This window comes from Methyloversatilis universalis EHg5, assembly GCF_000378945.1.
GTDB classification, from domain to species: Bacteria; Pseudomonadota; Gammaproteobacteria; order Burkholderiales; family Rhodocyclaceae; genus Methyloversatilis; species Methyloversatilis universalis_A.
In genome coordinates, this window is the sequence record NZ_KB900539.1 from 1,347,736 (window position 1) to 1,361,296 (window position 13,561).

Consider the following 13,561-nt stretch of genomic DNA (forward strand, 5'->3'; position numbering starts at 1 on the left):
GGAGCCGGGCCTCGCGGACGCAGCCACGGCAGACTGTCCGCTGCGCTCAGGCGGCGCTGACCGCCAGCGTGACGATGCCGGTGGCGACGAACAGACCGGCCGCGATGCGTCGTATCCAGTTCACCGGCAGCCGCTCGGCCAGCTTCTGACCGATATACACCGCCGGCACGTTGGCGATCATCATGCCCAGCGTGGTGCCGGTGACCACCCAGGCAAAGGCGTGCTCGAAGCGGGCGCCTAGCGCCACCGTCGCCAGCTGTGTCTTGTCGCCCATTTCGGCCATGAAGAACAGCAGCGTGGCGGTCAGGAATACGCCATGCGCGCTGCGCACTTCGGTTTCTTCCAGCTTGTCAGGCACCAGCGCCCACAGGCCGCAGCCGATGAACGCCAGACCGACGATCCAGCGCAGCACGTCGGGCGACAGCACCGATGCGACCAGCGCACCCAGCCAGGCAGCCAGTGCGTGATTGAGTACGGTGGCCACCAGAATGCCGAGGCAGATGGCCAGCGGCCGGCGCAGGCGCGCGGCCAGCACGAAGGACAGGAGCTGTGTCTTGTCGCCGATTTCGGCGAGCGCGACCAGCGCGGTCGAAGCGATCAGTGCGTCCATGGGGCGGGGCAGTGGCGGGCCGCGGTCGGCCCTGAATCAGAGGCTTTGAAGGAGGGGGCTCAGCCCCGCAGCGTCTTGCGGCGGTTGGGGCAGTCGTCGGTGGCGCAGTCGGCAAAGATGGTGAGCGCGTGGTCATGCACCGTGAAGCCGCGTTCCTTGGCCACCTTGATCTGGCGACGCTCGATTTCGGCGTCGTAGAACTCTTCCACCTTGCCGCACTGGATGCACACCAGATGGTCGTGGTGGTGACCTTCGTTCAGTTCGAACACCGCCTTGCCGGATTCGAAGAAGTGGCGTTCGAGCAGGCCGGCCTGCTCGAACTGGGTCAGCACGCGGTAGACCGTGGCCAGACCGATGTCCATGTCTTCCTGCAGCAGCGCCTTGTAGACGTCTTCCGCGCTCATGTGGCGTACGTCTGCGCGCTGGAACAGCTCGAGTATCTTCAGTCGCGGCAGCGTGGCTTTGAGCCCGATGTTTTTCAGGTTCTGGGAATTTGCGCTCATCCGGGTCGCCTGGAGGCATTGGCAAGGTCGCTATAATATAGACTTTCGTGTCCGGCCCGGCGTGCTGCGCCGGCCGTCCGATCTTCATTCGAGTCCTGCCGCGATGTCCTTCGCCCCCCTGGTTCGCCTTGTCACCGCCCGTCGCGCCTGCGTCGCCCTCGTTCCGCTGATCGCGGGTTGCAGCAGTTTCGAGGTGCCGGATTCGCTCGACGTGGTGAGCAAGCTCAATCCCTACCGCATCGACATCCGCCAGGGCAACCTCGTTACCCAGGAAATGGTGGGCCAGCTCAAGGCCGGCATGAGCCGCGAACAGGTGCGCTTCCTGCTCGGTACGCCGATGCTGGCCGACGTGTTCCACCCGGACCGCTGGGACTACGTGTATTTCTTCAAGCCGGGCAACAAGCCGGAAGACACCCAGCAGCGCCGCCTCATCGTCTATTTCGAGGACGACAAGCTGGTCAGCGTGGGTGGCGACGTGGTGGCGGCGGAAGACGGCGAAATCCAGCCGCCTGAACAGCGCACCCGTACGCTCGACCTGTCCGAGGTCGCGGCGCCGGACAAGGCGAAGTAAATCTCCATCGGGCGCCCGGGGCGCCCTTCCTGCGAACCGAAAGGATTTCATGTCACCGATGCGCATTGCGATCGCGGGGGCATCTGGCCGCATGGGCCGCATGCTGATCGAAGCCACTACGCGCGATGAAGGCGCCCAGCTTGCTGCGGCGCTCGACCGTCCGGACTCGCCGGCCATCGGCGAGGACGCCTGTGCCTTCCTGGGCGTGAAAAGCGGCGTGCTTATCCGCGGCGACGTCGAGGCGGCGCTGGCCGGCGCCGATTTCCTGATCGATTTCACCCGCCCTGAAGCGACGCTGGCCCATCTGGACATCTGCAAGCGCCTGGGCGTCAAGATGATCATCGGCACCACCGGCTTCAGCGAGGCGCAGCGCGCCCAGCTGGCCGAGGCGTCGAAGGAACTGGCCATCGTGTTCGCACCCAATATGGCGGTCGGCGTCAATGCGGTGTTCAAGCTGCTGGATGTCGCCGCGCGCATCCTGAACAGCGGCTACGACATCGAGGTGATCGAGGCCCATCACCGGATGAAGGTGGATGCTCCGTCCGGCACCGCGCTGCGCATGGGTGAAGTGGTGGCCGATGCGCTCGGCCGTTCGCTGGCCGACTGTGCGATCTACGGTCGCGAAGGTCATACCGGCGAGCGCGAAGCGAGCACGATAGGCTTCGCCACGGTGCGTGGCGGTGACATCGTCGGCGATCACACCGTGCTGTTCGCCGGCATCGGTGAGCGGGTCGAAATCACCCATAAGGCGGCCAGCCGCATGCCCTATGCGCTGGGCAGCCTGCGCGCGGCGCGCTGGCTGGTCGATCGCAGCAGCGGCCTGTACGACATGCAGGACGTGCTCGGTCTGCGCTGAGCTGTTTCCAGGGTGCGCCGGCTACAGTCGGCGCACGGTGCGTCGTTAATTGGGGCTGGAGTTTCTTACCCTCGTCCATGCACCCCTCGCTGTCATCCCTGCTGCAGCAGATCGGTCTGACGGCCACCGATGACCGGTCGGTGGCCGACTGGCTCGCCACCGGCCCTGCGCCAGCTGCGCTGGCAGCGGCGCTCCGTGAGGTTGAGCGGCTGGTTGAGGCGGGCAGCGAACCCGACGCCTCCCGCCACGCCTGGCAGTGGGAGCCGGCCACCGCACGCTTTGCCGTACCCTCCGAATTCCGGCAGTCGCTCGGCTACAGCCAGGCCGAACTGCCTGAACTGCTGGCGGTGTGGCGCGACATCGTGCACGAGGACGACGTCGCCGGTTTCGACAAATGGCTGGAAGACCGGCTGGCCGGCGCGGCGGCACAGCCCGCCTTCGACCTGCGATTGCGGCGTGCCGACGGTGAGGTGCTGTGGCTGCGCATCGAATCCACCGCCACCGAACGTGACGAGCGCGGCCGGGTGGTCAGCGTGTCCGGCCTGCTCGGTCTGCTCGACGCCCGGCGCCAGGCCGAAGTCGAACTGCTGCGCGCGAAGGAGAAGGCAGAAGCCGCCAGCCGCGCCAAGAGCGACTTCCTGGCCAATATGAGCCATGAAATCCGTACGCCGATGAACGGCATCATGGGCATGTCGGCGCTGCTGCAGGACACCTCGCTGGACAGCGAACAGCGCGAATACGTGCATGCGATCAAGACCTCGGCCGACGCGCTGCTGGTCATCATCAACGACATCCTGGATTTCTCGAAGATCGAGGCTGGCAAGCTTGCGATAGAGGAAGTCGAGTGCGTGCCGGCCGATCTGGTCAGCGATGCGGCCCGCGGGCTGGCTATCGGCGCGCAGCAGAAAGGTGTGGAGCTGTATTGCCGCATCGCGCCCGATCTGCCCCGGCGCGTGCTGGGCGACCCCGGCCGCATGCGCCAGATCCTGGTCAATCTGGTCGGCAACGCGGTCAAGTTCACCGGGCGCGGCGAGATCGAAATCGGCTGCGAAGCGGTCGGTGTGCCGTCGGCCGCAGGGGAGCAGGCCGAACTGCATCTGTGGGTACGCGATACCGGCATCGGCATCGATGCCGCCAAACAGGCTCTGGTGTTCGAGGCATTCGCCCAGGCCGACACCTCGACCACCCGCCGTTTTGGCGGCACCGGCCTCGGGCTGGCCATCTGCAACCGCCTCGTTTCGCTGATGGGTGGCCGGCTGTGGCTGGAAAGCACGCCGGGCCAGGGATCGACCTTCCATTTCACGATGCGCTGCCGGGTGCTCGAAGCGGCCGGTCTGTCGCCGTATTTCCAGCGATTCCCCGGGCTGCGGGTGTTGCTGATCGAGGACCATCCGCCCAGCCGCAGCGCGGTGGCCGCCATGCTGGGGGACATGGGCGCTTCGGCGCTCGCGGTCGGCTCGGTGCAGGCGGCGCGGCAGGCGCTCAAGCAGGCGCATGACGGTGGCCGTCCGTTCGACATCCTGATGGTCGATCGCACGCTGCCGGACGAGGATGCATTCGATTTCGTGTCCGGCTTCTGCGAAGGACCGAACCGGCTCAACCGGGTCGTCATGATGCTCAGCGGTGCCAACCAGGCGGCGGACAATGCGCTGGCGCGCTCGCTCGGTGTGCGGGGCCGTCTGCACAAGCCCTTCTCGGCTGCCGAACTGGCGACTGCGCTGACCGATGCGCTGAGCAGCCAGCCGGACGAGGGCGCGCACGAACTGGACGATTTCGCGCTCACCATCGGCGACCTGGACATCGAGCGCTCGCTGGTCCATTCCGGGCTGGGCGGCGCCACGGTCAGGCATGTGCTGCTGGCCGAAGACAATCCGGTGAACCAGCTGGTTGCGGTCCGCACGCTGGAGCGCGCCGGCTTCAAGGTGTCGGTCGCCAACAACGGTCAGGAAGCGCTGGATCTGATCGACCGCGAGTCCTTCGACGCGGTGCTGATGGACGTGCAGATGCCGGTGATGGGGGGTATCGAAGCCACCCGCGCCATCCGCGCGCGCGAACAGCGCCGCTCCTGGGTGGTGGATACCGACCATGTGCAGCACCTGCCCATCATCGCGATGACCGCCAACGCGATGAAGGGCGACCGCGAGCTGTGCCTGGACGAAGGCATGGACGATTACGTGAGCAAACCGGTCAAGGCGGAAGATCTGCTGGCGGCGCTCGAACGCGTGCTCGATCGGCCGGACGATGAAGCCGGCGCCGGGATGATGCACACCGCGATTTCCGACATCAATGGCCTGATGCGCAATGCCGGCCACAGCCATCTGTCTGCCGAATGGCCGCCGGAGGCGCCCGAACCGGTGATCGACCTGTCGCACACGCTGGAAACGCTGGAGGGCGATCGCGCCATGGTGTTGCGGGTGATCGACGTATTCCTCGGCGAACTGCCGGAGCTGCGCCGCACGCTGGCGGTGGGCGTGCACGGTCAGGACTGCGACATCGTGGCCCGCATCGGTCACCGGCTGCGCGGTTCGCTGTCGGTATTTGGCGCCAGCGGCACCGAATTCAGCGTATCTCGCCTGGAAGAGGCGGCACGGGCCGGCGAAAGCGGCGAACTGGCCGGTCTGCACCGCGACGCCGACCTGCAGCTGGCGCGGCTGGGCGAGGCGCTGGTGGCCGGTCGAGGTTCGGTCATCGCCTGATCCGGCGCCGGAATCGCCCCGTTCTGGCGGGCTTGCCACGGCGACCGGTGCGCACCGAAATTGCGCGCCGCACCACCGTCAGGCTATAATGAATTGATCAGCGGGAGGTGCCCAAAACGGCGCCTCCCGCTTCGCATATGTGGCGCGTGCGCGTCACCGTCCCCCAGATTCGCAATTCAGGAGTTAAACGTGTCCGCCCATGCGCCCGCGCTGCTTGCACTCGCCGATGGAACGGTCTTTCACGGCAAAAGCATAGGGGCGGAAACGGTCACGACCGGCGAAGTGGTGTTCAACACCGCGCTCACCGGCTATCAGGAAATCCTGACCGATCCGAGCTATACCCGCCAGATCGTCACGCTGACCTATCCGCACATCGGCAATACCGGCGTAAACGTCGAGGACGTTGAAGCTGGCCGCGTATTCGCTGCCGGCCTGGTCATCCGCGACCTGCCGCTGCGTTCGTCCAATTTCCGCAGTCACCAGACGCTGGATGCCTACCTGCGCGAGCAGGGCATTCCCGGCATCGCCAACATCGATACCCGCAAGCTCACCCGCCTGCTGCGCGAGAAGGGTGCGCAGAGTGCCTGTCTGATGGCGGGCAAGGTCGATGCCGCCGAAGCCGTGGCCAAGGCGCGCGAGTTCGCCGGTCTGGCCGGCATGGATCTGGCCAAGGTGGTGAGCGCGACCCAGCCTTACGAATGGACCGAGGGCGAGTGGCAACTCGGCCAGGGCTTCGTGAAGCCGGACGCCACGCCTTTCCACGTGGTGGCCTACGATTTCGGCGTCAAGCGCAACATCCTGCGCATGCTGGCCAGCCGCGGCTGCCGCCTGACCGTGGTGCCGGCGCAGACGCCGGCCGAAACGGTGCTGGCGATGAATCCGGACGGCGTGTTCCTGTCCAACGGCCCGGGTGACCCGGAACCCTGCGACTACGCCATTTCGGCCATCCGCACTTTCCTCGACCGCAGGATTCCGACCTTCGGCATCTGTCTGGGCCATCAGCTGATGGGCCTGGCCGCCGGCGCGAAGACGCTGAAGATGAAGTTCGGCCACCACGGCGCCAACCACCCGGTCAAGGACAACGACTCCGGCCGCGTGCTCATCACCAGCCAGAATCACGGCTTCGCGGTCGATCCGGCCACGCTGCCGGCCAATGTGCGTGTGACCCACGTGTCGCTGTTCGACGGCAGCCTGCAGGGCATGGCCTGGACCGACCGTCCGGCCTTCTGCTTCCAGGGTCACCCTGAAGCCAGCCCCGGTCCGCACGACGTGGCCTATCTGTTCGATCGATTCGTGAAGATGATGGAGGAGGGGAAAGGGGCCAGAGGCTAGGGTCTAGGGAAAGCATGCGGGTGGCGCAGCCGCCCGGAAATTTCACCCTGATCCCTGACCCCTGATCCCTAGCCCCTCACAGACAAATGCCCAAACGTACAGACATCCAATCCATCCTGATCATCGGCGCCGGTCCCATCGTGATCGGCCAGGCCTGCGAGTTCGACTACTCCGGCGCCCAGGCCTGCAAGGCGCTGCGTGAAGAGGGTTACCGCGTCGTGCTGGTGAATTCCAACCCGGCCACGATCATGACCGACCCCGGCATGGCCGACGTGACCTATATCGAGCCGATCACCTGGCAGATGGTCGAGAAGATCATCGAGAAGGAACGCCCGGACGCGCTGCTGCCCACGATGGGTGGCCAGACCGCGCTGAATTGCGCGCTCGACCTCGCCCGCCACGGTGTGCTCGACAAGTACAAGGTCGAACTGATCGGCGCCAAGCAGGAAGCGATCGACAAGGCCGAGGACCGCGAGAAGTTCAAGCAGGCGATGACCAAGATCGGCCTCGGTTCGGCCCGCTCCGGCATCGCACACTCGATGGAAGAGGCGCTGCAGGTGCAGACCACCATCGGCTTCCCGGCCATCATCCGTCCGTCTTTCACGATGGGCGGCAGTGGCGGCGGCATCGCCTACAACCACGAGGAATTCGTCGAGATCTGCAAGCGCGGTCTCGAAGCTTCGCCGACCAACGAGCTGCTGATCGAGGAATCGCTGCTCGGCTGGAAGGAATACGAGATGGAAGTCGTGCGCGACAGCGCCGACAACTGCATCATCGTGTGCTCGATCGAAAACCTCGACCCGATGGGCGTGCACACCGGTGATTCGATCACCGTGGCACCGGCGCAGACGCTGACCGACCGCGAATACCAGATCATGCGCAACGCTTCGATCGCGGTGCTGCGCGAGATCGGCGTCGATACCGGCGGCTCGAACGTGCAGTTCTCGATCAACCCGGCCGACGGCCGCATGATCGTGATCGAAATGAACCCGCGCGTGTCGCGTTCGTCGGCGCTGGCGTCCAAGGCGACCGGCTTCCCGATCGCCAAGATCGCCGCCAAGCTGGCGGTCGGCTTCACGCTGGACGAGCTGAAGAACGACATTACCGGTGGTGCCACGCCGGCGTCCTTCGAGCCGTCGATCGACTACGTGGTCACCAAGATTCCGCGTTTCGCGTTCGAGAAGTTCCCGCAGGCCAACGACCGCCTGACCACCCAGATGAAGTCGGTGGGCGAAGTGATGGCCATGGGCCGCAGCTTCCAGGAGTCGATGCAGAAGGCGCTGCGCGGCCTCGAAGTGGGCGTCTACGGTTTCGACGAGGTCGAGACCGACCAGGACGAGATGGAGCGCGAACTGGCGCTGCCCGGCCCGCAGCGCATCTGGTACGTCGGTCAGGCCTTCCGCAACGGCATGACGCTGGACGAACTGCACCAGCTGACCAAGATCGATCCGTGGTTCCTGGCGCAGATCGAGGACATCATCCTGACCGAGCGCGCCTTCTTCGGCCGCAGCCTGAAGAGCGTCGACGCCGCGACCATGCGCGACCTGAAGCGCAAGGGCTTCGCCGACCGCCGTCTGGCCAAGCTGTTCCAGTGCGACGAAACCGCGCTGCGCCTGCACCGCCAGACCCTGGGCGTGCGCCCGGTGTTCAAGCGGGTGGATACCTGCGCGGCCGAGTTCGCGACCGACACCGCCTACATGTACTCCAGCTATGAAGAGGAGTGCGAAGCCAACCCGACCTCGGCGCGCAAGATCATGGTGCTGGGTGGCGGTCCGAACCGCATCGGTCAGGGCATCGAATTCGACTACTGCTGCGTGCACGCGGCCCTCGCGCTGCGCGAGGACGGGTTCGAAACCATCATGGTCAATTGCAACCCGGAAACCGTGTCGACCGACTACGACACCTCCGATCGCCTCTACTTCGAGCCGCTGACGCTGGAAGACGTGCTGGAAATCGTCGCCATCGAGAAACCGGTTGGCGTCATCGTGCAGTTCGGCGGCCAGACGCCGCTGAAGCTGGCGCGTGATCTCGAAGCCAATGGCGTGCCCATCATCGGCACCACGCCGGACATGATCGACGCCGCGGAAGACCGCGAGCGCTTCCAGAAGCTGCTGAACGACCTCGGTCTGAAGCAGCCGCCCAACCGCACCGCGCGGGCGGAAGACCAGGCGGTGCGCCTGGCGGCCGAAATCGGCTACCCGCTGGTGGTGCGCCCGAGCTATGTGCTGGGCGGCCGCGCGATGGAAATCGTCCATCAGCAGTCCGACCTCGAGCGCTACATGCGCGAGGCGGTCAAGGTGAGCAACGATTCGCCGGTGCTGCTGGACCGCTTCCTGAACGACGCCACCGAAGTGGACGTGGATGCCTTCTCTGACGGCTCCCAGGTCATAATCGGCGGCATCATGGAACACATCGAACAGGCCGGCGTGCACTCGGGCGACTCCGCCTGCTCGCTGCCGCCGTTCTCGCTGACGCCGGAACTGTGCGACGAACTGCGCCGCCAGACCGAACTGATGGCGCGCGGCCTGAACGTGGTCGGCCTGATGAACGTGCAGTTCGCGATCCAGCGTGGCGCTGCAGGCGACACGGTCTATGTGCTGGAAGTGAATCCGCGCGCGTCGCGCACCGTGCCCTTCGTGTCCAAGGCCTGCGGTCTGCCGCTGGCCAAGATCGCCGCGCGCTGCATGGCTGGCCGTTCGCTGGCCGATCAGGGCGTGACCGGCGAAATCGTGCCGCCGTACTACTCGGTGAAGGAAGCGGTGTTCCCCTTCGTCAAGTTCCCGGGCGTAGACACCATACTTGGCCCGGAGATGAAGTCCACCGGCGAAGTGATGGGCGTCGGCCGTACTTTCGGCGAAGCCTTCGTCAAAAGTCAGCTCGCCGCTGGCGTGCGCCTGCCCACCGGCGGCCGCGCCTTCATTTCGGTCAAGCCGGCCGACAAGGCCAAGGCGATCGAGGTGGCGCGCGAACTGCACGAACTGGGCTTCACGCTGGTGGCTACCCGCGGTACTGCGGCCGCCATCGCTGCAGCCGGCCTGCCGGTCACCCCGGTGAACAAGGTTAATGAAGGCCGTCCGCACATCGTGGACATGATCAAGAACGATGAAATCACCTTCATCGTCAATACGGTGGATGAGAAGCGCTCGGCGATCAACGACTCGCGCTCCATCCGGACCAGCGCGCTCGCCAGCCGGGTCACGCTGTTCACCACCGTCGAAGGGGCGCGTGCCGCGTGTGCGGGCATGCGCATTTCCCAACTTGAAACCTATGCGCTGCAGGACCTGCACGCGCAGATCAACTGATAGACATGAGCGTACCCCTTACCGTCAGCGGTGCTGAAAAGCTCAAGGCTGAACTGCACCGACTGAAAACCGTGGATCGTCCCGCCGTCATCGCAGCGATCGCCGAAGCGCGCTCGCACGGCGATCTGTCCGAAAACGCCGAGTACGACGCGGCGAAGGAGCGTCAGGGCTTCATCGAAGGCCGCATTGCCGAAGTCGAAGGCAAGCTGTCGAACGCCCAGATCATCGATCCGAAGGCGCTCGACGCCGACGGCCGCATCGTGTTCGGTGCGACCGTGGATCTGGAAGACGTGGACGCCGGCAAGCCGGTGACCTATCAGATCGTCGGTGACGACGAGGCCGATCTGAAGGCGGGCATGATTTCGGTGAATTCGCCGATTGCGCGTGCGCTGATCGGCAAGTACGCCGGCGACGTGGCTGAAGTTCAGGCCCCGGGCGGCGTGCGCGAATACGAAGTGGTGGACGTTCGTTACATCTGAAGCGGACGGGGTGCGCCACCGCAGGGTGGCGAACCCGGGTCAGCGTGCCGGGCGGCTGCGCGGCTTGGTGCTGTTGCGGGCTACGCCACGGCGGTTGGCCACCGGCTTGCCCGGCGTGCTGCGGGTGGGTACCGGCTTGCCCGGGCGGTCGGCCGATGCTTTCGCGCCGGCCTTGGCCGGTGTCTTGCGGACCGTCTTGGGGGCTTCGGCGGCCTTGTGCAACTCAGGGTTCGGGCGGTACAGCACCAGAATCTTGCCGATGCGCTGCACGGCGGCCGCACCCAGCGTTTCACAGGCTTCGGCCAGCCAGGCATCGCGCTGTTCGCGCTCGGCGTCGAACACCCGTACCTTGATCAGTTCGTGCGACTTGAGCGCCAGTTCGATTTCCTTCAGTACCGCAGCGGTCAGCCCGTTCTGCGCGATCATCACGACCGGCTTCAGCGGGTGGGCTTGTGCGCGCAGCGCACGGCGTTCATCAGGAGTCAGGGTCAACATGGCGTTCTTCCAGAAAGGCGCGCAAGTCTAAGTCATGGCCAAGAACAAAACCAGCCGGCAGTGGGTACATGACCACATCAACGACCCTTATGTAAAGCAGGCGCAGGCCCAGGGCTTCCGTTCGCGTGCCGCCTTCAAGCTGATGCAGATCGACGACAAGGACCGTCTGCTCGGTCCGGGCAAGGTGGTGGTCGATCTGGGCAGCACCCCTGGCGGCTGGTCTCAGGTGTCGTCGAAGAAGGTCGGTGCGTCCGGCAAAGTGGTGGCGATCGACCTACTGCCGATGGAACCGGTGCACGGCGTGCGCTTCATCCTCGGTGATTTCCGCGAGGACGAGCCGCTGGCCGAACTGGTCGAATCGCTGGAAGGCCGCCGCGTGGACCTTGTTTTATCCGACATGGCCCCCAACCTGTCCGGAATTGCGGTGACCGATCAGGCGCGTTCCATCCATCTGCTCGAACTTGCGCTCGAATTCGCGCGTGAACACCTCAAGAGCGGCGGCGACATGCTCGTAAAAGTGTTTCAGGGGTCGGGTTTCGATGAACTGCGGCGTGAAATGGAACAACTTTTCACGACGGTGGCGGTGCGCAAGCCCGACAGTTCCCGCGATCGCAGTGCAGAGGTGTATCTTCTGTGTCGCGGCAGACGGGGTGAACCGACCGCCTGAAACCGGCGCTTTCGGGCCGGAAGATATTGTTTTGGCAACGTGCGGCGGAACAAGCAGCGTTCCGGCCGGTCTGTCGGTGGCAGCAGCAGTGCAGCATTGATCTGCCCGATTTTCACGGGTACAGGAATACAGAGGAATTGCCTTGAACAACATGTTCAAAAATCTTGCGATCTGGCTGGTGATCGGCATCGTGCTGATGACGGTGTTCAACCAGTTCAACCAGCGCCAGGCCACCCAGGGCATGGTCGAGTATTCGGAATTCCTCGATGAGGTGAAGGCCGGTCGGGTGTCCAAGGTGGAAATCCAGGGCCGCACGCTGAATGCCCAGACCACGGACGGCAAGCGCATCACCTCCTATGCACCGCCGCAGGACATCTGGCTGGTGAGCGATCTGCTCAAGAGCAATGTGAAGGTGGTCGCCAAGCCGGAAGAGGAACAGAGCTTCCTGATGAGCATCTTCGTGTCGTGGTTCCCGATGCTGCTGCTGATCGGCGTCTGGATCTTCTTCATGCGCCAGATGCAGGGCGGTGGGCGCGGCGGCGCGTTCTCCTTCGGCAAGTCCAAGGCACGCATGCTGGACGAGTCGACCAACACGGTCACCTTCGCCGACGTCGCAGGCTGCGACGAAGCGAAGGAAGAAGTGGGCGAACTGGTCGAGTTCCTGCGCGATCCGTCCAAGTTCCAGAAGCTGGGCGGCCGCATCCCCAAGGGCGTACTGATGGTCGGCTCGCCGGGTACCGGCAAGACGCTGCTGGCCAAGGCCATCGCCGGCGAAGCCAAGGTGCCGTTCTTCTCGATCTCGGGTTCCGATTTCGTCGAAATGTTCGTCGGCGTGGGCGCGGCCCGCGTGCGTGACATGTTCGAACAGGCCAAGAAACAGGCGCCGTGCATTATCTTCATTGATGAAATCGACGCGGTCGGTCGCCAGCGCGGCGCAGGCCTCGGCGGCGGCAACGATGAGCGCGAACAGACGCTGAACCAGCTGCTGGTCGAAATGGACGGCTTCGAAGGGCAGACCGGCATCATCGTGATCGCCGCGACCAACCGGCCGGACGTACTCGACCCGGCGCTGCTGCGCCCGGGCCGCTTCGACCGTCAGGTGGTGGTGCCGCTGCCGGACATCCGCGGCCGCGAACAGATCCTTGCGGTGCACATGCGCAAGGTGCCGCTGGCGCCGGACGTGAAGGCGGAAATCATCGCCCGCGGCACGCCTGGTTTCTCGGGTGCCGACCTCGCCAACCTGGTGAACGAAGCGGCGCTGTTCGCCGCGCGCGGCAACAAGCGCGTGGTCGATATGGACGACTTCGAGCGCGCCAAGGACAAGATCATCATGGGTGCCGAACGCCGCACCATGGTGATGGACGAGGAAGAGAAGAAGAACACCGCCTACCACGAGTCCGGCCACGCCATCGTCGGCATGCTGCTGCCCAAGTGCGATCCGGTGCACAAGGTCACCATCATCCCGCGCGGTCGCGCGCTGGGCGTGACCATGTCGCTGCCGGAGAAGGACCGCTACAGCTACGACAAGGAATACTGCCTGCAGCTCATTTCGATGATGCTGTCCGGCCGCATCGCCGAAGAGATCTTCATGAACCAGATGACCAACGGCGCCGCAAACGACTTCCAGCGCGCAACCGATCTGGCGCGCCGCATGGTGACGCAGTGGGGCATGTCCGACGCGATGGGTCCGATGGTGTACGGCGAGGAGGAGGGCGAGGTGTTCCTCGGCCGCTCGGTCGCCACCCACCGCAACATGTCGGAAACGACGATGCAGCATGTCGATGCGGAGATCCGCAGCATCATCGATGACCGCTACGCCGTCGCCCGCAAGCTGCTGGAGGACAACCGCGACAAGGTCGAGGTCATGACCCAGGCGCTGCTGGATTACGAAACCATCGATGCCGACCAGATCGACGACATCATGAACGACCGCCCGGTCCGTCCGCCGAAGCCGACCTCGCGTCCGCCCAAGGCCTCGTCCGACGGTGGCGCGCCGGGGGCACCGGCGAATGCGGCAGCCCCGGCCTGAGCGGTCTTTTCACCCCACCCC

General features: G+C 65.1%; 11 protein-coding genes. 8 read left to right on the forward strand and 3 right to left on the reverse strand.

The window, feature by feature from the left end; genetic code table 11:
• Positions 1–46: 46 nt before the first annotated feature.
• Entirely contained in the window at positions 47–610 is a 564-nt protein-coding gene (locus tag METUNV2_RS0106270) for a TMEM165/GDT1 family protein (protein WP_018228637.1), read from the reverse strand.
• Positions 611–669: 59 nt separating this feature from the next.
• Positions 670–1,113, reverse strand: a complete 444-nt coding sequence (gene fur, locus METUNV2_RS0106275) for a ferric iron uptake transcriptional regulator (protein WP_008058261.1) — start codon at positions 1,111–1,113, stop codon at positions 670–672.
• Between the two features lie 103 nt (positions 1,114–1,216).
• Here fur and METUNV2_RS0106280 point away from each other — a divergent pair, with 103 nt between their 5' ends.
• The 6 genes from METUNV2_RS0106280 to greA all read left to right on the forward strand — a co-directional run bounded on the left by METUNV2_RS0106280 (position 1,217) and on the right by greA (position 10,349).
• Positions 1,217–1,684: an outer membrane protein assembly factor BamE gene (locus METUNV2_RS0106280; RefSeq protein WP_018228638.1), complete on the forward strand. Its 468-nt coding sequence runs from the start codon at positions 1,217–1,219 to the stop codon at positions 1,682–1,684.
• A gap of 58 nt (positions 1,685–1,742) precedes the next feature.
• Positions 1,743–2,540 (forward strand): 4-hydroxy-tetrahydrodipicolinate reductase, encoded by a 798-nt coding sequence (gene dapB / locus METUNV2_RS0106285; protein ID WP_018228639.1) that lies wholly within the window; start codon positions 1,743–1,745, stop codon positions 2,538–2,540.
• A gap of 77 nt (positions 2,541–2,617) precedes the next feature.
• Positions 2,618–5,236 carry a PAS domain-containing hybrid sensor histidine kinase/response regulator gene (locus METUNV2_RS0106290; RefSeq protein ID WP_018228640.1) on the forward strand — a complete coding sequence of 873 codons (2,619 nt, stop codon included), beginning with the start codon at positions 2,618–2,620 and terminating at the stop codon, positions 5,234–5,236.
• A gap of 189 nt (positions 5,237–5,425) precedes the next feature.
• Complete coding sequence (carA, locus tag METUNV2_RS0106295) at positions 5,426–6,568, forward strand: glutamine-hydrolyzing carbamoyl-phosphate synthase small subunit (protein ID WP_018228641.1); 1,143 nt, start codon at positions 5,426–5,428, stop codon at positions 6,566–6,568.
• A gap of 86 nt (positions 6,569–6,654) precedes the next feature.
• A complete protein-coding gene (gene carB / locus METUNV2_RS0106300) occupies positions 6,655–9,870 on the forward strand; it encodes a carbamoyl-phosphate synthase large subunit (protein ID WP_018228642.1) in 3,216 nt (1,071 codons plus the stop codon).
• 5 nt (positions 9,871–9,875) lie between these two features.
• Entirely contained in the window at positions 9,876–10,349 is a 474-nt protein-coding gene (gene greA, locus METUNV2_RS0106305; RefSeq protein ID WP_018228643.1) for a transcription elongation factor GreA, read from the forward strand.
• A gap of 39 nt (positions 10,350–10,388) precedes the next feature.
• Here the strand turns inward: greA and yhbY are convergent, their stop codons facing one another.
• On the reverse strand, positions 10,389–10,844 hold the full coding sequence (yhbY, locus tag METUNV2_RS0106310) for a ribosome assembly RNA-binding protein YhbY (RefSeq protein ID WP_018228644.1): 456 nt from the start codon (positions 10,842–10,844) through the stop codon (positions 10,389–10,391).
• Between the two features lie 34 nt (positions 10,845–10,878).
• Between yhbY and METUNV2_RS0106315 the strand changes: the two genes are divergently transcribed.
• Together METUNV2_RS0106315 and ftsH are read left to right on the forward strand one after the other, a co-directional pair.
• Positions 10,879–11,511, forward strand: a complete 633-nt coding sequence (locus METUNV2_RS0106315) for an RlmE family RNA methyltransferase (protein WP_018228645.1) — start codon at positions 10,879–10,881, stop codon at positions 11,509–11,511.
• A gap of 142 nt (positions 11,512–11,653) precedes the next feature.
• Positions 11,654–13,540: an ATP-dependent zinc metalloprotease FtsH gene (ftsH, locus tag METUNV2_RS0106320; RefSeq protein WP_018228646.1), complete on the forward strand. Its 1,887-nt coding sequence runs from the start codon at positions 11,654–11,656 to the stop codon at positions 13,538–13,540.
• The last annotated feature ends 21 nt before the right edge of the window (positions 13,541–13,561 follow it).